The following is a 19,534-nucleotide window of genomic DNA, read 5'->3' on the forward strand; positions in this document are numbered from 1 at the left end:
AGAACGTTCCAGTAGGGTGTTTACACATTGACCTTAAAATTTAATATCGCCTTATGTATCGATTCAAGAACATCCACCACTCTTTTCAGTACGATTTCTGTAACAAATTGCTTTTGATCATGCCTCTCCATTATCGGGACATTTATTTTTTCAGCGATTGCTTGCTCCTCTTTAAACACTATTGAGAAATAGACAACCCCCGGTTCGCTGCCTTCATTATGTAAATCAATATTTGAGAAGGTTCCGGTTACCCCAACACTAAAATCAGCTTGGGTATTCTTCTGACCAACAACTGCCATGGCCTTAGCACACTCTAAGCTATATACGCCATAGTGCTCAATAATATCTTCAGAAATTCCAATAGCTAGTTTTTGGCGGTTTGAATAAGTAACATAACCCCCTGGAGTGACATCTGATGCTCCTTCTACATCTGTAATCGTGGAAATGATATGTCCTCCTGTACAACTCTCAACAGTTGTGATGGTTGCAGACAGCTCTTTAAGCAGATCTACAACTCTTTTTGCACTCATAAAAACTTCACCTCCTTAGGAATGAGTAAAGCTTTGCGGCCCAAAATTAATGAAGAGAAAACCTCCGGAGATGTCTTCGGAGGTTTTCTTCACTTAAAACATTTCCTTGCTTTCTTTATCAATCTCGGCGCTAACACAATCATAGACACCGGGGAAGGAACTAACGCCCAGGCCCTGGGTTAAACAGGGAATGAAGTAAAGCTTTCCGCAATTTGTACAGGCTCTTCTAACTTCTTCCCCACAGATCTCCTGCGTCCAGTCTGGGAAGTCGATGGTACCGCTGTCCAAATCGCCCATGAAAGAGATTTTCCCGCCGTATTTCTTGATCAGCTCCGGCGTGTTATTGGTCGTCATGACTCCCTGCCAGATGTCAATTCCCATTTCAATCATATAGTCAACGAGGTTAGCGGCATAGGAATCGCTGTGATGTACGATAAGTTCGACGCCATTGGCTTTATAGAAACCGTAGACTTTTTTATAAGCGGGCAAATAAAACTCTTCGAACATTTCCGGAGAAATAAACGAGTTTTTCTGACTGCCCCAATCGTCATGATGAAAAAGTGCATCGGGATGGATGTGGTTGATTATTTCTTTTGCATAAGCCAGCTCGAAATCAACTAGGTAATCGATGAGTTCATGCATGGCTTCTGGCTCTTCATATAAGGCCATCAGAGCATCTTCCATGCCCATGAGATTATGGCACTGTTCAAAAATTCCCGGTGCAACAAACGCCGTCACGAATTTTTCATTGCGGTCCACAGAGTTAGCATGCTCTATGGCTGGAGCCCAGAATTCTTCAGATGTCGAGATCACCGGTGCTTTAACGTACTTTTTCCACTCGGTGATATCTTTCAATACCTTGTGATCCTCATCATGCACAGGAAACTGACCAATCTGTCCTTCGGGCCATCTATAAGTGATTCCCCAGCTGTTTACGCCCTCCCCTCCGATCGGAAGTTTTTTATCAAAACGGGTTTCCATGATTATTTCCATGAATTCATACTGGTTGACAAAACGATCAGGTTTGCCACCTCTGATTGTTTCTAACAAATTCTGTCTTGGGGTTAACATGATTCGGCCTCCTTATTACTTTTAGATTCAATTTTAAGATTTTCAACAACCACCACAAGCAGGTTTAAAATAGCAAAATGTTGAATATGTATAGCGATTTTATTATCTTCCGAAACACGTCAAAATACAAGATGTCTTTGATTACAATATCCAAATTGCGGAAGGATTTAACTAAAGCAAGATAACATTCCTATTATTTGTCATTAAACATTATAGCCAATCTTACCAAATAGAATGGCAGAGATTATTAACAAGCGAAGTGCTTCCCAATATTTGACATTCCCACGGCTGAAGCCGGTGGGATTCTTGGGTGATTAAACCAAAATCTATTTCTAGTATCGGAGTATGACCCCAAGTTCAGGGCTATGCCATTAGCCCGTCCTAGAGCAGTACACAATGGTACTCTAGGCTGATAGCCTGTTACCAGCTACCACAGTTGCTGAGATTATATTAATCGCACCAACTCGATCTCGATGAGCCTTAAATCCACATTCACATTGATACTTTCTGTCTTTAGCATGGTTACGTTTACCACAAGACGGGCATGTTTGGCTTGTGTATTTAGGATTGACGTATTCAACTCGAATACCTTCCAGAAAGGCCTTGTACTCGATAAACGATGCTAGGCGATAGAAACTCCAAGTATGTAGATTCTTCTCGTTTTTACGGCTTGTTCTTGCCGTCTGGCGTATACCAGAAAGTTTTTCTAATCGAATGACTTCCACTTTGTTTTCTTTCGCGAAATTCACGATCTGTCGGCTCACTTTATGGTCAGTATCGTTCATCCAACGTTGTTCTTTATCATGGCGTTTTCGTATAGCTTTGAGTTTCTTCAGTTTGCCGAGTTTTCTACGAACTGACCGATGTTTACGCTTGATAAACTTGTTTTGTCTGCCATTACCGAAGAATTTGGTTTTACCAGATTCAGTTGTAGTCACAGCAGGAACTTTAAGCCCTAAATCAACACCCATAACCTTATCGGCTATATTGAGTTGTTTAGCAGCTTCAACAGCGATTTGAACCATATATTTACCTGACTTTTGCGTTATTCTAAGGCTGCCCAATTTACCGATCAGCCGTTCTTGCTGATAATTCGTTAGGATAGCTTCAATCTCAAGACGCTGTGATTTGCCGTCAATAATTACAGGAAACGAGAGTATATTGCCTTTAATCGCATAGTTTTGATTGTTCCAGATAGCTACCGCTTTTTTGAGTATAGGGACTTTAATTTCTTTCTGTTCTTCAGGTTTTAGTTTGGCGTTTGCTTTAACCGTTTTTTTGTACTTCGTGAAAACACTCTTGGCCTCTCGAATGGCTTGATTTTTAACGGCACTGGGTAGGATCGCCACTACGTCTTTACTTGAATAGTTGAGATGCGCGTCTGCTGAAACGAAGTCTGAAACAACCTGATTGACCAGGCGTATGTACTCTTTAGTAGTTTCACTGAGGAGCTGACGTTGTTCACTTGTCAGCTGTAGCTTGATTTTTATGGTGATTTGCAAATGCTTACCCCCTTGTTTTTTGTTCAGCAATGTATCGCTGAATAAATCCCCAGATAATTCCACTTATAAATTCCTTTATGCTTTCCACATATATTTTAGATATCCTTCTGATGAAAATTCTTTTATTCTTTTATTCTTTTATTTTTTCACTTTCGTATAATATTTAATATAGGATTTTGTACATATATGCCAGTTTTTGATAGGAGGAGAAAACCATGAGACGCTTATATCTTAGCTGTATCATAGTAATATTAGTTATTTTATTTATCGGAATATTTACATATCTATGTAGGTTTATTGAACCTAAAATATCAATAACAGCAGCTATAAGACCGATCACTATTTCCGACTATAATAGAATTAAGGAACGTAAGGATGAATCATTTGCTGCTTCAAAAATAGATGATTTTAGAAACGTAAGTTTAGAAATTAAATATACTGAACCATTAGCTCTAATTAAAAATAGAAAGATAACCTTTGAACACCTATCGAAAACAATTGCAAAGGGAGGAAAGGTTATTGAGTTAAGTGGAGGGTATAGCGAGCAAGATAACAAAAATGAGCTGAAGGCAGAATATACCGAAAGCGCAGAGGTCTATCTTAACGGGCAAAGCGTTTATTTCCTTAAAGATTTACTTGATGACAATAAAATTCGAATAAGTTGGGATAAACTCGGAACAGGAAAAGAAGAGAGAATTTATTATTTAAGTGATTTAATTGAACTTGAATAATGTTATGATGCATTGCCAATTTCCTTTATAAGAAAAAATCCAGAGCATTTCGTTGCTCTGGATTACATTTCACCAATTAAATTCCCCGCAAAGCCGTTTAGATAATTTGGTTTTTAACCCCGCTCTCGCAGGTGGGCATTTTCACCCTACTTTTCAGTCTTCCTCTAATAGCAGAGGCCTGACCTAATCAGTAAGTTTTTCAAATTCCCGAAATTTCAAATAGGATCAAAACCAAATCAAATCTTCGCACATCGCAGGTTTGTTGGAATTCATTATAACAAGTTTAAGTTTAAAAGGCAATTAGGTAATTTATGGTTGACAAAGGATCTTGCCTTCCATCACAAACTGGCATGATAATTAACTCATCCCAAGGTTTTCGGTCCGCCTTTTTCGCCGGGGGAATGATTAATTTATTCATGTGGAATTCCATTGATGAATCAATCATGACGTTATTATCAATTTCATTTATCCTCCGGCACGTAAAAAGTTTAAACTGAAAGCCAAAATTAAGGGTTCTATAAGTTCCGTGGTGCCACGGAACTTAACTTTTATCGCAGGAAGCTTAAATGAGCCTATATGAATAAAACTTTCTTCGCTTACTTCAACATTCGACTCGCGAACAATAAATTTTCCATCGCTGACTTCTTCTCCATGCATACTTTTAAAATAGTCAATTATTTCTGCCCTCCGAATTCCTCTCATTTCTAGTGCTTTTTCGGCAAATATCATTTCGATACAGCTCCTGTATATACTCCCTCAATAAATTAAGAAATGCTTTCAAAGCATAAGAGGACCAAAGCTGCTGCTAGCGTTGGAGTTTGCGCCAGATTTTCATTTTTAATCACGTATAAAATATTCCGGTTTCCCTAACGTCATATCCGCCAAGAGCAAGGACAGCTTCTTGGAAATCCTTACTTTGAACAACCGAGATCATTGCTTGCATACGCGGTTCTTCAAGATATTCACTTGGGATCGCCAGATCATAGCGTTCTTCCCCAATAAAAATGTAATCCAAGCCCAGAGCTTCTGCTGCACTTTGAATGCCCAGCCCCACATCCGCTGATCCCGAAGCGACCGCTACGGCAACACCTAAGTGCGTAAATTCCTCCCGTTCATACCCTATAATTTTTTCTTTATTAAGGCCTTGCCTCTGAAGCAGGTAATCCAATAATACTCGAGTTCCAGATCCACCCTGACGATTTATAAATCGAATCCCGGGCCGGACTAAATCTTCCAAAGTTCTTATATTAAGAGGATTTCCCTTGGGTACAATAAGAACCTGCGTTCTGTATACCAAATTCATCAAGGCAACATCTCTTTCCGGCAAGAAGCGCTGTAGATATGTGCGGTTATAGTCCCCAGTTTCCGGATCGAGTAAATGAATCCCTGCAAAATGTGCTTCCCTTTTGCGTAAAGCCAAAATTCCGGTAAGACTGCCAACATGCGCTGAGGCTAATCCTCCATTTCCTCCCCGGGCCTTCATATGACTGCTCAAAACATCGAGAGTAAGATCATGGGATCCAATGCAAACTAAAGTTTCCTCTAACTCAGTGATAGGCCGCAGTAACTCAACGGGCACAGTCTCTCCTTCATGAAACCCTTCCTGCAAGCGGGGAACCCGAAGTATCCCATCTGCTCTAACCAGACTCATTGTCACGCCTGCCCCCCGGCTCAAAGGAGCAGCAACCCAACGATCGCCGACCTTTCCTACTTTAACCCTGACAAATTCTTCACTTCCTAAGGAGGAGAAGACTTTCTTGCTGATAACTGCATCGAGGGTCGAGGGTGGCATTTTGCTTAATCCCTGCAAATTTTTGACCCAAGGCTCTAAGAACAAATGGGCAGTCAGAAAAGCAGATACCGGATAACCAGGGATGCCAATCGTTGGCTTTCCCCGGACTTCCCCAAGAGCAACCGGTTTACCAGGCTTGATTGCAACACCATGAAGATATAGCTCACCATGTTTTTCAATTAACTGGGCCGTATAGTCATCGCGTCCCTGTGAGGATCCTGCGATGATGACCAGAATATCCTGCGATTCGGCCATCTGCAGCATAGCTTCTTCCAATAAGTATGGCTGATCCGGCGTTATCGGCCATACTGTAGCTTCCCCACCCCATTCTTGAACTAAAGAAGCAAGCACACGGGAATTTGAATCCACAATATCACCTATCTGAAGTTCTGCCTCAGGTGGACGTATTTCGTCTCCGGTCGGTAAAATCCCCACTCGCGGCTTACGGCGAACTTCAACTTGCAAAACCCCACCGGCTAATAAGGCCCCTTGATCTTGAGGACGAATTAGATGATGTATTGGGAGTAGCACTTCTCCTTCTACAAGATCTTCGCCGACCGGCCGAACATGGTTCCAGGGAACAACTGGAGCCTGCAGCAAGATGCCGCGTTCACCTACTTGCAAGACATCTTCCAGCATAACCACCGCGTCCATTCCTTGAGGTATAGGGTCTCCTGTGTCGACTTGAATCGCCTGGACCCCAAGTTCTAACCAACGCGGCTCGCGCTCCGAAATTCCAAAGGTATCTTTAGCCCTAAGAGCATAGCCATCCATCGCCGAAGCAGCAAAATGAGGCGAACTTCTCTTAGCGCGAACAATATTACCTGTAACTCGATGTAAAGATGAACAACTATCCACAATTTCATTTTTAGGCACACAGCATTCAGCAAGCTTTTCCATCATTATAGACAGCCCTTCTTGCCAAGCCATACTTTTTAGATATATTCTGCGTTCCACGATTACCTTACCCCCATTCCATCAGTTATCCAAAGTTAACGGATAAGCCGAAAATATACATCCTGTCCTGCTTCAATACCCTCTGTATCCAAGCCGATGTGTACTAGAGCATCTGCCAGAACCATCGTCCGTATCAGGCCGGATTTTCCACGAATCGGTTCAACTACCCACTTATCCCCGTTTGAACTAAGTTGGACTCGAATAAATTCCTCCCTGCCACTCCCAGAGTATAAATTCTGGGTTATTGTTCCCTTAGGCAAGGGCTCGGATTTAGGATGTAAAACAGAGGCATCTAACCACGGACGGACAATTGTATCAAATACGACCATTGCTGAGGCAGGATGACCGGGGAGCCCAAAAATCAGTTTCTGATCCACGATTCCGCCTATAGTAGGCTTACCTGGTCGTAATGCTAAGCCGTGAAAAAGCAACCCTGGCTCTCCAAGTTCGTCAATAAGCTGAGCAGACAGATCTCTCGAACCAACGGAACTCCCGCCGGAGAGCAGAACTATATCGTTTTCCTGTAACATCGTAGTTAATATTGTGCGCATTTTTTCTAAGTCGTCCTTGACAATACCATAGTGATGAGCTTCGGCACCACAAGCAATGGCTTGCCCAAGTAATGTATAGCCATTGATATCTCTTGACTGGCCAGGATGCGGTATTTGATCCGGTGGAATAATTTCATCACCGGTAGAAAGAATCCCAACTCGGAATCGTGGCAAAACTGGGACGGTCACTAACCCTTGAGATGCAAGAAGCCCCATTTCTTGTGCTCTTATCCGAGTAAATTCCGGAAGTATAACCTCTCCTTTGCTCAGGTCCTCTCCAATATCAATCAGATTTTCCCCAGGTGCAGCAGACTTAGTAACACCATAAAGTCCCTCACCAAAGTTTTCGAGATGCTCAATCATTACAACAGCATTTGCACCTTCCGGAAGCATTCCTCCTGTGGGGATTAAAATGCCAATCCCCTTCTCTAATTGTTCCGCGGGAGCCTTGCCCATGAGCACTTCTCCGCGGCATTGGATTAAGGCCGGCATACTCTCACTGGCTCCAAAGGTATCCTCAGCCCGAACAGCCATTCCATCCACCGTTGATTTGCGAAAATGGGGCAGCTCACAGGTCGCCGGTATATCCCAGGCTACAATACGTCCTAACGAATCTTCCAAAGAAACTTTTTCAACGTGTTGATATAAAGAGAGAACATAGGGTTTTAAGGTTTCGATCGCCTCTGTTAATGTTTTGACTTTAAAAAGTTCACTGCTGCTTCCCATGTCTCATTAACTCCTTCTCCTCCAAAATCACTCAATTTCAAATCGTTCAAATTCCATGGTTAGCAAATCAACTTGCAGCCAAGCATTCCTCAAAGAGGGCTGGCGCCCGATAAGTATTTTTACAGTTTCAGCAACACTTAAGCAAGCCAAAACTCCAGGTGTAAACGCTGGATTACCCCAAGTCTTCTCAACACCATTATCACCTCGTCCGAATAACCACTGAGCACTAAAATCCCCCGGCATACTCACTCCCAGCTGACCATACCAACCCGCGATACTGGCATATACCAAAGGCAAATTCATTTGGTGACAGACCCTCTCCAACATAACACGAGTTTCTCTGGAATCAAGGGCATCACACACGAGATTGACTCCCTGTAAATGTTCGGGACCGGTATCTTCTCTAAACCAGCCTTTAATAGCATCAACATGGATCTCAGAGTTTACAATTTTTAATCGTTCCTGTGCTGCTTCTACTTTCCACTGTCCGATATTAAGCTCTGTAGCCATGATTTGGCGGTTAAGGTTACTTATTTCGAAACGATCACCGTCAAACAGGATTAATTTGCCAACCCCAATACGAGCAAGTTGTTCGGCAATATGCCCGCCTAAACCTCCGCAGCCAACAATTGCAACTGCGGAATTCGCTAATTTTTGCTGATTCTCATCGGTTAATGTTTTCTTATTACGACGATACCGGCCTTCGAAAACCATTTATCCCCCTCCTACCGGTGGAAATAGCGCCAAGGTATCATCATTATGCAACACAGTATCTGGCTTGGCATCCTTCCCATTACGATAACAGATGGCTATTTCTTCAGGTGTAATGTTTAAGGATTGGATAACATCAAGAACGCATGTTTCTTCGGGAAAGTCAAACTCTCTGACCTTAAAACGCCCATCGCGAAATGTAGCGAACAATTTAACGATTACACGCACCTTCTGTCCTCCGTTCTAATCCATGATTTGGACGCAAAGTTGTCCACATTGAATTACTCAAAATCATACTACCTCAAATGGGGGACCATAAAGATCCCCCATTTGAGGTAGCATACAGTATTATCGAGTCAATCGTAAGATATACCTACTAAATCCCTAATTTTGCAAGAGTTTCGGCAGTTGGTACGCCATTTTCGTCCCAGCCACGTTCGGCATAGTAAGCAGGCAGAAGTTCAGGTAATCTATGAACACTTCCTTTGGAACTTCCCGATTGAATCGGAACCTCTAATAAACGTTTTGGAAGTGTGTCATCTGCTTTAGTCATGCCTATGCGCAAATTCTGCAAACGTTCTAGGTTCCAAATTCGTTCTCCACATTGCAGGATTTCTTCATCCGTGTAGTTGCATCCTGTCACAGCATTGATTATTTCGGTGTAATCAGAGAGCCCCAAGGCAAACGAAGTGAATAAGCACATTCCAATAGAATCAATTACAGCCGTGAGATCTTGAAAGATCTTAACCCACCCAGCTTTTCCTTCAAGGGAGTCTTTATCCAGTTTTTGCGGTAAACCAAGAATCTCAGGAGAAACCATGTATCCTCGAACGTGACAACCACCGCGATTATTTGTAGCATATTGAAGTCCATGGCCTTGGATACCGCGTGGATCATATGCCGGAATATCGAGCTTCTTAACTGACATGGATAGTTCCGGGTGACCATACGCTTCAGCCAAGCGATAAGAACCAGCGGCTAATTTAGTTCCTAGTGCACCTTCGGCATACCCCATTTTACGTGTCCATTCAACCATACCTTGGCTATTTCCAAATTCCAGAGGTACCCCTTCCAGTTCCTCTTGCTTAATATATCCGCGTTGAACAAGTTCCATAGCTACTGCTATGGTACAACCAGCTGAAATCGAATCCATACCTAGTTTGTTGCATAAGTCATTGGCAACATGAATCGCATCATAGTCATGAACACCGCAGTCTCCGCCAAAGGACCATACTGCTTCGTATTCAGGGCCGCCACCTTCTCCGTCTTTCCATTTGTTATAACGACCGCAAGCAATGGGGCAACGGAAACAGGGGTCTTTTTTGATCAAATGCTTTTCGGTCATTGTTTCGCCACTGGTCAGATCGGCATCGGGATCATAGGAATCCTGAAAATTTTTGAAAGGAAATATTCCACTCTCATTGATAATATTAACAAGAATAGCCGTACCATATGTTGGAAGTCCTTGACCTGTTACACCATTTTCTTTAATTTTGGCTAAAGCCAAACGGAGAACTTTTTTCATATCATCCGGTTTAGCATTTTCGACCTTGCCTGTTCCACGGCATACGATCGCTTTAAGGTTCTTCGACCCCATTACAGCACCTACACCACTACGCCCAGCGGCACGAAATTTATCGTTCATGATTGCTGCGTTCATGGAAAGGTTTTCACCTGCAGGGCCAATAGTTAAAACTTTTGCTTTTGGATCTCCAAATTCCTCTAAGAGAGCAGCGGTGGTGGCATAGACATCTTGTCCCCAAAGATGAGCAGCATCTTTAATTTCTACTTTATCATCGAGAATGGATATATATTGTGGATTTACCGCTTTGCCTTCTAAGATTACCATATCCCAACCGGCAAACTTTAATTGTGCTCCCCAGTATCCGCCTGAGTTGGAAGACGCAATAGCTCCATTAAGAGGAGATTTTGTGACAACCATGTAACGTCCGCCTGTGGGAGCGTTGGTACCTGTCAGAACTCCTGCAGAAATAAATATCTTATTTTCTTGTGAAAGAGGATCTACATCAGGGCCTACTTCATCAAAACACATTTTTCCGCCAAGACCACGACCGCTCAGATATTTTTTAGCCAGTTCCATATTTAAAGCTTCCGTAGTTATTTTGCCTTCTGTCAAATTAATACGTAATATTTTCCCAGTATAACCAACCATAATCTTCCTCCTCATGATTATCTTATCTCAGCACATAGTTGAACAAATTAACTAAGACGAAGTATGACAACTATATAAAGCAATTCTAATGCCAATATAAAGTGTTATAATAATTTTTCGACTTGCTTGAATATTTATCAATCCAAACCAAGATACATCCAATTAAAACAAATTAAATCAAATTAGATTAAATTCAAAACAACATTGTAAAATTAATTCTTAGAATTGTAGCGAGGTAATGCAAATTAAATAGTGCGCCAAATTTGAACAGTCCGGAATTCAAACTGCTCCAAACTTAAACATTTTTGACCATTAAATCAAAAAACCACACACAATTTAATCAAAATAATTATAATTAAACCAAATTATATTAAATTAAACCAAACTTAATTATTGACGGCCAAATATATTGGAGGTTATACTATCTGATAGATAAGCAGACAGCCACCAATGTTGTCTTAAACATTAAGTACAAAAAATAGTTGGTGACTGATTGCAAAAACATTTCAATTTAGGGAGGAGTTAGAGAAATGAAAAAAAGAATAATACCATTATTACTAATCGCTATACTTACCGTGCTCACTGGGTGCGGTACAAGTAGCGGAAATAGCACTACAGGAGGAACCAGCAGCTCCACTCCTGATAAAAAAGTGACATTAAACATTTTAGCGGCAGGAACTTTAACAGTGCCGTTTAAACAAGTTGATGAAGCTTTTCAAAAGAAGTATCCTAACGTAACCGTGCATCCTCAATTTGGCGGCAGTGTTAAGATGGTTAAACAAGTTACGGATTTGAAACAGCCGGCTGACTTAGTGGCAGTAGCCGATTATACTGTTATCCCTAAATACATGTTTGGCAGCAATGGTCAGCAAAAATATACCGATTGGTATGTTGGTTTTGCCAGCAATGAAATTACCTTTGTTTATACGAATCAAAGCAAAGGCCACGATAAAATAACGCCGGATAACTGGTATCAAGTGCTTGCTGAAAAAGGTGTGCAAATTGGTCGATCGAATCCTGACACTGATCCTTCCGGCTATCAAACCTTACAAATGTTAAATCTAGCTGAGAAATACTATAAAGCTCCTGACTTAACCAAGAATATTCTGGCCAATGCTCCGGCAACAAATATCCGCGATACAGAAACTGAGCTTTTAAGTGCTCTTCAAGCCGGACAGATTGATTATTTAGCAATCTATAAATCGGATGCCTTACAGCATGGATTAAAATACTTACAATTACCAGCTCAAATTAACCTCAGTGATCCTAAATATGCCGATTCCTACAAAGAAGCCAATGTACAAACAAAGAATGGAAATCTGACCGGTATGCCAATCGTTTACGCTTTGACCATACCCAATAATGCTGCAAACGCAGATTGGGCGCAGAAATATGCCGCTTTCCTCTTCGGACCTGAAGGGCAGGCAATCTTCCAAAAAGACGGTTTCGGAATGCTGCCTAAGCCTTATGCCAATGATGTCAGCAAAGTCCCTTCCTCTTTAAGCTCGTTAGTCAGCTCCTGGCCGCAAAAATAGTTATAAAAACACATCAGATGGAGTTTAACTCTATCTGACGTGTTGACGTATTATGGTAATTTCAAATTCGTTGAATAGCATAATATTTTGCATTTACTTAATGATTAATAATACAATGGTTTAATAAATGGTCCTAGGAGGAAGTTTCGGGTGGGTAACCGTATATTTTTTCTGTTATTTTGGTTAGTTGGCAGTATTATTCTCGCTTTTACCCTCATCCCTTTATTAAATCTATTTCTTACTCAACCTCTATCATCAATTGTGAATGTTGCCGGGATGCAGGATGTTCGGGCTTCAATTTATTTGAGTATGATTACTGCAGTCATAACGGCTTTATTAGCCGCTATATTGGGGACTCCCTTAGCTTACCTGCTAGCAAGACGTTCATTTCCTCACCAGGCAGTCATTGAAGCGATTGTGGATTTACCTCTAGCGGTACCCCATACGGTTGCCGGTATATCCCTTTTATTCATTTTTGGAAGAAATGGTCCTATTGGCAGAATAGCCCAACATTTTGGGTTAAGTTTCTGGGGGAGTTCCCTAGGTATTATAATAGGAATGCTGTTTGTCAGCTCGCCGTACATGATTAATGCTGCTCGGGAAGGTTTTGAAAGTATTGATATTCGTTTAGAAAAAGCGGCCCGTACTTTAGGAGCTACTCCTAGACAAGTCTTTTTACATGTATCTCTTCCTCTTTCATTACGGAGTATCCTGACAGGGATTGTACTTACCTATGCTCGTTCCATTGCCGAGTTCGGGGCAGTAATTGTCATGGCTTATTATCCGCAAACCGCACCGGTCAAAATTTACGAACTCTTCCTCAGCGGGGGTATCGAACAAGCCGCAGCGGCAGCAGCACTTTTGTTGTTGATCACTATTTCCACGTTTGTACTTTTTCGATATTTTGCCTACAAGCCTAGACTAAAACAGTATCATAAGAATTAGTGAACTCGTTCAGCTCATGTCCTGTGGACAGTTTCACCGAAAGCGCCTAGCCTATAACAGATGCTATAGCGCTGAAGGATGGACTCTACCTCCACCGAGGCAAGGTATGGGAACTACTCCCACTTGAAGTGGGAGTTTTGCGATTGGATAAAAATCAGAGAATCGATTTTATGCCAGTAAAAATGAAAGGTACTGTTGAAGTTATGACTATCCAGGTTGAAAATCTTACGCTGCAAATTGGAAGTTTTAGACTTAAAAATATTAGCTTGAATGTACCGACAGGCAAAGTAGCAGTTATCCTCGGCCCAAGCGGTTCTGGAAAATCACTATTATTGGATGCTCTTGCCGGATTTAGCCGGCCACAGAGCGGACGAATTCTCCTCGAAAGTCAAGACATCACTGCGCTTCCCCCGGAAGCAAGAAAAATCGGTTTTATGTTCCAAGATTATGCCCTTTTTCCTAACCTTACTGTGCGCGAAAACATTCTATTTTCACTTCGGTTTCGCAACAGAAGAACGCCGGCTGCCGATAGAGAATCCAATATAGACGTTGGACAAATTATGAGGATGCTTCACATCGATCATCTAACCGATCGTGCTATTGGTGGATTAAGCGGAGGAGAAAAGCAACGTGTGGCTTTGGCCAGGGCCCTGGTTAGAAACCCTCGGATTTTTTTATTCGATGAACCTATGTCAGCTCTTGATGCTCGGGCTAAAGAAGAACTGCAAATAGAATTGAGTGAACTATTACATAAATTATCTCTCACAGCAATTTATGTTACCCATGACCAAGCGGAAGCCTCAGCCTTGGGAGACCTTATCTGTATCATGGAAAATGGGCAATTAGCTCAGACGGGAACTCATGACGAGATATTTCGCCATCCTAACTCACCTTTTGTTGCCAAATTTGTCGGTATGGAAAATTTATTTGAAGGTAAGGTTATTGAACTACACCCAGAGAGCGACAGGCGCTCACTGGTTAGAGTTCAAGTTATAGGGACCGACGGTTCATCCACCGTCTTTACAACCATTACGAATCAAGAGGTTAAACTGGGAGAACAAGTATTGATTGGAATACGTCCGGAAGATTTAATTATTCAACCCAGATCACCTAAACAACAATTCATGGATAATGGCAATAAAATTTTCGCAACTATAAAGGATATCATACCTTGGGGTATTGTCTATAGGCTTCAAATGGAAGGTCCGTTTTTAATAACTGCTTATCAGAACCATCAAAGCATTGAGAATCTCAGTTTAACTGAACAACAGTATGTGCAGGTGACGTTCCCGTCAACGTCGCTCCATCTTATCAAAAAATAGGTCTAAGGATTAAATACGTACGAATCAAAGGCAGGGTATAATTTCTTCTGAAAATTATACCCTGCCTTCAACATTCAATTATGTATTTATTAGAATTTTCCCTGTCATTGAAGTATCGTATCCGGTCTGCTGGTTAACGGCCTGGATAAATCCTGGAGATCCTAAAGTATTAAGCAACTGATTCCAAATAGATGTTTTTGCTGTCTTACCCAAACAAACTAGATCATATCTTTCTTGGAATAGGGGGATAAAATCAAGGCCAAGTCGTTTTGCGGCGGCTTTTACTCCAACGCCGACATCGGCTTGTCCGTTAGCGATAAGACATGCAAGGGCCGAGTGGGTAGTTTCTTCGTGAGCGTAACCCTGAATTCGATCAGGTGAGATTTTTTTCGCTTGTAAGAATGAGTCAATTCGCAAACGAGTACCGGATCCTTTTTGGCGGTTAACAAAACGAACCCCTACTTGAGTGAGATCGTCCCATGTCTCTAGATTGAGAGGATTTCCAGAAGCCACGATGAAACCTTGCTCACGTTGAACTAAGTTTACAATGCAAACAGATTCATTGGGGATAATATGACGGACGTAAGAAATATTATAATCTCGTAAATCATTATCCCACAGATGTATCCCTGTAATATCTGCTTCCCCGTTGTAAAGTGCAATTAGCCCGTCCATACTTCCTTTAAAAGAAAGTGACGTTTCAATGGGAATCGCATTATGCTTAAGAAATTCAAAGAGCAGTTCTACGACCGGGTCATGACTTCCAATAAAACAAAGACTTGGTTGTGTCTGATTCTCCGAGGGTATAGTCTTAGAAGTTTTATAGTTACTCATTGTTCCGTGTAGATAATGGTCAAGTACAGCAGGATCTACCCGAAGTTGTCGGCCAATGCGCTGAGCAGGAATCTCTCCTCGTTTTATCAGCTCATACATGGTATACGTCGAAATCTTTAGTATTTTCGCTGCTTCAACCGGAGTCAGTGTTTGACTCAATGTAGTCACCCTCTGTATCGTAATTCGTGAACTTAATAGGATTGTCTAAAAAGCTAATCAATACGGCAAATTAAACTGTTAGGGTTTAGCTTGAACCTGAATAAAGAAGACACTATCCCAATATTTATGATATCTTAAATGATCTTGAAAATCAAATACTTCTTTTTCGCTCTAACATAATATAGTCTCTCAGAATGATTAAAGCCGTAGTTTATGTTTAATGCCCAAAGGTGGCTAAAGAGAATTATACACAATTTCAGCAATGTCCTGACATTCGATCACCTTTTCGGAATTCTGCACTTCTTTAGTTAGTGTTAATAAACACAAGGAACAGGCGCTGGCAAGAAGATCTGAATTGGTCCTAAGCACTTTTTTCATAAGGAGGCTGCTAATACCCTCCTTCTCTTTGTCTTTAATCCATATTCGGCCTCCCCCGGCTCCGCAGCAAAATGCCATGTTTCGATTACTTTTTTTCATCTCTATCAGTTCCAGTCCGGGAATTGAAGTTAAAACAGCCCTTGGTGCTTCGTAAATCGAGTTATACCTTCCCAGATAACATGGGTCATGAAAGGTGACTTTTCGTTTAGTGGCCTTTTGTGGTTTAATTTTCCCTGATTTGATAAGATCTGCAATTAGCTCTGAATGATGCATAACATTATACTGTCCTCCCAGCTCTGAATATTCGTTTTTAAGGGTATGAAAACAATGTGGACAATGAGTAACGATCGTTTTAAACTCATATCGATTTAAGGTCTGGATATTTTCAAGGGCCAGCTGCCGGAAAAGTTTTTCATTTCCTAATCGCCTTACCGTATTTCCACAACATTTTTCTTCCTTCCCTAGGATGGCATAATTTACCCCTGCCTGTTCTAAGATTTTAATCATTGCCTGGGAAACCTTTAAATTGCGGGAATCAAATGTCCCATAACATCCTACCCAATACAAAATATCTGTTTGCTTTACCTTACTAAGAAGAGGTGCCGGTGTTCCTCCGCCTAAATATTCCTTTTCATCAAGACAGAAGCTTAATCCCCAGGGGTTACCTTTTAGAGCAATATTATCGAATTTCGTATGAACTTCAAGAGGATAGCCGGTTTCCATTGTAGCTAGACTGCGTCTCAGATCTACAATTCTTTTAATATGCTCCATATTGAGCGGGCATTTAACTTCACAAAGTCCACATGTAGTACAAGACCATAACGTCTCTTTGGAGATTATGGTATCAATTAAGGGAATCTCGAAAGTCTCAGCTATATTTTTCGAGTTAGCATGCCTTTTAAAATCCTGAATCATCCCTCTTGGCGTAAGGGGATCTCCACTTGCATAAGCCGGACATCCCTTTTGACACCTCAGGCAGGAAACACAAGCGTCAAATTCAATAAGTTGTTTTTTGCTAAAATCCTTGAGCCGGGCAACTCCAGTGTCATATTCTTGTTCTGTGATTAGATCAGCCGTGGTCAAAGTTCCAAGAGAGGATGTAGGCTTGAGGATAATATTTAGTGAAGACGCAATCATATGAAATAGTTTTGAGTATGGAATATACGCAATAAGTCCAATACCTATAATCATATGAAAATACCATAAGCCGGCATAAATTGAGTGGGCCGTTTTAACTGATAATCCGAATATCTTGGCTAAAAATGAGAGAAATAGCCCGACAGGTGTCCATACTGCCCAAATGTCACCGATAACATATATCCTTAAACCCTCTAAAAGAAAGCCCGTTAAAAGAATTGCAAAAACTAGAAAAAGCAAAAAGCCATCGTCAAACGTATAATCAGAATGGTCACGTTTGGTGATATAACGTTTGTAGGCTGCCATAAGTGTTCCTATCGTCGCCAGCAGTCCGAATATATCCATTAAAAAGCTAATAACCAGATACTTTATGCCATAAAATATTGGTATTTTAAAATCCACTTGAAGTCCTATCATTGCTGTTCCTATCAGTAAAATCAAAAAGCCATAAAACATACCCAAGTGCATAAGGCGGCGAAAAGTTCCCTTGAAAATTTGATTATTATGCATAGATAAATCCGAAATGAACGCTTTAACTCTATTGCCTAAGTTATCAAATGACCTTGACCGTCCTTGTCCCCATTGTCTTATTTTTTTAACAGTGCCAATTAAAAAAATCAGGAAGGATACTAAAGCCCAAAGATACATTATACCCTCCCCGTTTGTGTTCCAAAACAAGGGTCTTGTTGCTCCCATTAGAAACCTCCGATTTATGATTTTGAATGAAACATCATTTGATTTAACTTAATTATAATATAAACTCCAACTATACAACTGAATTTTTGATCAAGCTCTTGAACTAGATTTCGAAATCCGACCATTATCTATACTATAGAAACCATACGAAGAAAACAAAACTGTTGATCTTATTTAATAGAAAAGCCCCTCGTCTCTTGGATCGAAGGGTTGTAGGATTTACGGAAATAGAGAGATTGTACCGGTTATCGAGCTACGTAAAATTAAGAAAACAAAGAGAGAAGCCTGAATATTAGCTCCTCTCTTTGAATTAGCTTTATTCTTTATTAATCATTTTGGAATTTTTTCGCACAAAGCTTCTCGTACTGATAAATACACCGCTTACATTGCGTTTTTATAAATTTGAATCACTTGTTCCAGGGTTGCTGTCCGTGGATTGGTCAATTGACATGCATCCATTTTTGCATTACCTGCCATGAGGGCAAAGTCTTCTTCTTTAACACCAAGTGCTGATAATCCTGTGGGAATTCCAACATCTTGAGAAAGTGTTGCAATTGCGCTGAAACATTTTTCAGCAGCTTCTCTGGCCGAAAGTCCTGTAATATTTTCTCCCATAGCTTCAGCAATCTCTCCGAAACGTTCGAGATTACCTATCATGTTAAAGCGCGATACATGCGGCAAAAGGATGGCGTTACAAACACCATGAGGCAAGTTATAGAAACCACCTAATTGATGAGCCATAGCATGAACATAACCTAAACTGGCATTATTGAAAGCCATACCGGCCAATAATTGAGCATAGGCCATTTGTTCACGTGCTTGAAAATCATCGCCATTAGCTACGGCGCGACGCAAATATTTACTAATTAATTTAAAAGCCATCAGAGCTGCCGAATCCGTTACAGGCGTGGCTATTGTGGAAACATAGGCTTCTACAGCATGGGTAAGGGCATCCATTCCGGTAGATGCTGTCAGACTAGGCGGTTGTTTCATCATCAATAAGGGATCATTAATTGAAACATTAGGGGTTACATGCCAATCAACAATAGCCATTTTGATATGTCGTGCTAGATCCGTGATAATGCAGAATCTTGTCATTTCTGCAGCAGTTCCAGCAGTAGTATTGATAGCTATCATTGGAGCCATCGGCAAAGGAGATTTATCCACACCCTCATAGTCATTAATTCTTCCACCATTTCCAGCAACAAGTCCGATCCCTTTAGCACAATCGTGCGAAGATCCTCCGCCTACGGATACAATAAGATTACAGCCCTCTTTTGTATAGAGGTCAAAGCCATCATGAACATTTTTGTCGGTTGGATTCGGTTCAGCCCCTCCATAAATAACAACATCGAGACCTTCTTTTTTGATGATATCAGCAATATCTTGAGCCATCCCGATTTTTTCAAGGAAGGCATCAGTTACCAAAAGTACTTTTTTTCCACCCAATAATTTAGCTTGTTTTCCAGTCTCTTGAGCTGCTCCAGCTCCCATGAGGTTCACGGTTGGCATATAATAGCCATAAACTTGATTAATAATTGCCATATTAGTTTCCTCCATTTGCTTTTGATGTTTCGTTTTTTGCTTAATGGTTTCTTCGTTTGCATTATTCTCGGGATCATCCATAAAATAAAGCAAAATTCATGCCAAAAAGTAAGAAAATTTTAGTAATTTATTTCACTTAGAGAGGAATCAATGATAGGTTAATATTGAATTAAATGAATGATGTATAAATTCACACTTTATAGAAATATTAGTTTCGTTAATGTGTTAGTATGGAGCAC

At 40.9% G+C, this 19,534-nt stretch carries 16 protein-coding genes and 1 other RNA gene; 4 read left to right on the forward strand and 13 right to left on the reverse strand.

The genetic code is table 11. The features are described 5' to 3' along the window. Positions 1 to 20: 20 nt before the first annotated feature. The 3 genes from ACPUYX_RS11820 to ACPUYX_RS11830 all read right to left on the reverse strand — a co-directional run bounded on the left by ACPUYX_RS11820 (position 21) and on the right by ACPUYX_RS11830 (position 3,166). The gene (locus ACPUYX_RS11820) at positions 21 to 530 is read right to left on the reverse strand and encodes a CinA family protein (protein WP_426379859.1); all 510 of its coding nucleotides are present in this window, start codon (positions 528 to 530) and stop codon (positions 21 to 23) included. Positions 531 to 623: 93 nt separating this feature from the next. Further along, positions 624 to 1,601 carry a uroporphyrinogen decarboxylase family protein gene (locus ACPUYX_RS11825; protein ID WP_426379860.1) on the reverse strand — a complete coding sequence of 326 codons (978 nt, stop codon included), beginning with the start codon at positions 1,599 to 1,601 and terminating at the stop codon, positions 624 to 626. A gap of 404 nt (positions 1,602 to 2,005) precedes the next feature. After that, positions 2,006 to 3,166, reverse strand: coding sequence for an RNA-guided endonuclease InsQ/TnpB family protein (locus tag ACPUYX_RS11830; RefSeq protein WP_426379861.1), 1,161 nt, complete (start codon positions 3,164 to 3,166; stop codon positions 2,006 to 2,008). A gap of 152 nt (positions 3,167 to 3,318) precedes the next feature. On the opposite strand from ACPUYX_RS11830, the gene ACPUYX_RS11835 reads away from it, so the two are divergent. After that, a complete protein-coding gene (locus tag ACPUYX_RS11835; RefSeq protein ID WP_426379862.1) occupies positions 3,319 to 3,834 on the forward strand; it encodes a hypothetical protein in 516 nt (171 codons plus the stop codon). A gap of 78 nt (positions 3,835 to 3,912) precedes the next feature. On the opposite strand, the gene ssrS is transcribed toward ACPUYX_RS11835, so the two are convergent. The 7 genes from ssrS to ACPUYX_RS11870 form a co-directional block, all read right to left on the reverse strand. Then, a non-coding RNA gene (gene ssrS, locus ACPUYX_RS11840) (6S RNA) lies at positions 3,913 to 4,097 on the reverse strand. A gap of 202 nt (positions 4,098 to 4,299) precedes the next feature. Next, positions 4,300 to 4,563, reverse strand: coding sequence for a hypothetical protein (locus tag ACPUYX_RS11845; RefSeq protein WP_426379863.1), 264 nt, complete (start codon positions 4,561 to 4,563; stop codon positions 4,300 to 4,302). 112 nt (positions 4,564 to 4,675) lie between these two features. Then, on the reverse strand, positions 4,676 to 6,583 hold the full coding sequence (locus tag ACPUYX_RS11850) for a molybdopterin biosynthesis protein (RefSeq protein WP_426379864.1): 1,908 nt from the start codon (positions 6,581 to 6,583) through the stop codon (positions 4,676 to 4,678). A 35-nt stretch (positions 6,584 to 6,618) separates the two neighbouring features. Next, complete coding sequence (glp, locus tag ACPUYX_RS11855; protein ID WP_426379865.1) at positions 6,619 to 7,860, reverse strand: gephyrin-like molybdotransferase Glp; 1,242 nt, start codon at positions 7,858 to 7,860, stop codon at positions 6,619 to 6,621. A gap of 27 nt (positions 7,861 to 7,887) precedes the next feature. Then, complete coding sequence (locus ACPUYX_RS11860; RefSeq protein WP_426379866.1) at positions 7,888 to 8,574, reverse strand: HesA/MoeB/ThiF family protein; 687 nt, start codon at positions 8,572 to 8,574, stop codon at positions 7,888 to 7,890. After that, complete coding sequence (locus tag ACPUYX_RS11865) at positions 8,575 to 8,799, reverse strand: MoaD/ThiS family protein (RefSeq protein ID WP_088227319.1); 225 nt, start codon at positions 8,797 to 8,799, stop codon at positions 8,575 to 8,577. Between the two features lie 148 nt (positions 8,800 to 8,947). Then, on the reverse strand, positions 8,948 to 10,744 hold the full coding sequence (locus ACPUYX_RS11870; RefSeq protein WP_426379867.1) for an aldehyde ferredoxin oxidoreductase family protein: 1,797 nt from the start codon (positions 10,742 to 10,744) through the stop codon (positions 8,948 to 8,950). 530 nt (positions 10,745 to 11,274) lie between these two features. Between ACPUYX_RS11870 and ACPUYX_RS11875 the strand changes: the two genes are divergently transcribed. From ACPUYX_RS11875 to ACPUYX_RS11885, 3 genes are all read left to right on the forward strand, one after another. Beyond that, positions 11,275 to 12,279, forward strand: coding sequence for an extracellular solute-binding protein (locus ACPUYX_RS11875; RefSeq protein WP_426379868.1), 1,005 nt, complete (start codon positions 11,275 to 11,277; stop codon positions 12,277 to 12,279). 150 nt (positions 12,280 to 12,429) lie between these two features. Next, entirely contained in the window at positions 12,430 to 13,224 is a 795-nt protein-coding gene (locus ACPUYX_RS11880) for an ABC transporter permease (protein WP_426379869.1), read from the forward strand. Positions 13,225 to 13,367: 143 nt separating this feature from the next. Continuing rightward, complete coding sequence (locus tag ACPUYX_RS11885) at positions 13,368 to 14,546, forward strand: ABC transporter ATP-binding protein (RefSeq protein ID WP_426379870.1); 1,179 nt, start codon at positions 13,368 to 13,370, stop codon at positions 14,544 to 14,546. Between the two features lie 78 nt (positions 14,547 to 14,624). Here ACPUYX_RS11885 and ACPUYX_RS11890 read toward each other — a convergent pair whose 3' ends face one another. From ACPUYX_RS11890 to ACPUYX_RS11900, 3 genes are all read right to left on the reverse strand, one after another. Then, entirely contained in the window at positions 14,625 to 15,539 is a 915-nt protein-coding gene (locus ACPUYX_RS11890) for a substrate-binding domain-containing protein (RefSeq protein WP_426379871.1), read from the reverse strand. A 234-nt stretch (positions 15,540 to 15,773) separates the two neighbouring features. Then, positions 15,774 to 17,750: a heterodisulfide reductase-related iron-sulfur binding cluster gene (locus ACPUYX_RS11895; RefSeq protein ID WP_426379872.1), complete on the reverse strand. Its 1,977-nt coding sequence runs from the start codon at positions 17,748 to 17,750 to the stop codon at positions 15,774 to 15,776. Between the two features lie 381 nt (positions 17,751 to 18,131). Then, on the reverse strand, positions 18,132 to 19,295 hold the full coding sequence (locus tag ACPUYX_RS11900) for an iron-containing alcohol dehydrogenase (RefSeq protein WP_426379873.1): 1,164 nt from the start codon (positions 19,293 to 19,295) through the stop codon (positions 18,132 to 18,134). Positions 19,296 to 19,534 lie beyond the last annotated feature (239 nt).

This window comes from Desulfosporosinus sp. SYSU MS00001 (assembly GCF_049943955.1).
GTDB lineage: Bacteria > Bacillota > Desulfitobacteriia > Desulfitobacteriales > Desulfitobacteriaceae > Desulfosporosinus.

What these genes read in the sequence shown, in the direction of transcription:
- ACPUYX_RS11835 (WP_426379862.1), top strand. Translation starts at nt 3,319, where the DNA reads ATGAGACGCTTATATCTTAGCTGTATCATAGTAATATTAGTTATTTTA.
- ACPUYX_RS11900 (WP_426379873.1), bottom strand. Translation starts at nt 19,295, where the DNA reads ATGGCAATTATTAATCAAGTTTATGGCTATTATATGCCAACCGTGAAC.
- glp (WP_426379865.1), bottom strand. Translation starts at nt 7,860, where the DNA reads ATGGGAAGCAGCAGTGAACTTTTTAAAGTCAAAACATTAACAGAGGCG.
- ACPUYX_RS11870 (WP_426379867.1), bottom strand. Translation starts at nt 10,744, where the DNA reads ATGGTTGGTTATACTGGGAAAATATTACGTATTAATTTGACAGAAGGC.
- ACPUYX_RS11895 (WP_426379872.1), bottom strand. Translation starts at nt 17,750, where the DNA reads ATGGGAGCAACAAGACCCTTGTTTTGGAACACAAACGGGGAGGGTATA.
- ACPUYX_RS11860 (WP_426379866.1), bottom strand. Translation starts at nt 8,574, where the DNA reads ATGGTTTTCGAAGGCCGGTATCGTCGTAATAAGAAAACATTAACCGAT.
- ACPUYX_RS11845 (WP_426379863.1), bottom strand. Translation starts at nt 4,563, where the DNA reads ATGATATTTGCCGAAAAAGCACTAGAAATGAGAGGAATTCGGAGGGCA.
- ACPUYX_RS11875 (WP_426379868.1), top strand. Translation starts at nt 11,275, where the DNA reads ATGAAAAAAAGAATAATACCATTATTACTAATCGCTATACTTACCGTG.
- ACPUYX_RS11820 (WP_426379859.1), bottom strand. Translation starts at nt 530, where the DNA reads ATGAGTGCAAAAAGAGTTGTAGATCTGCTTAAAGAGCTGTCTGCAACC.
- ACPUYX_RS11825 (WP_426379860.1), bottom strand. Translation starts at nt 1,601, where the DNA reads ATGTTAACCCCAAGACAGAATTTGTTAGAAACAATCAGAGGTGGCAAA.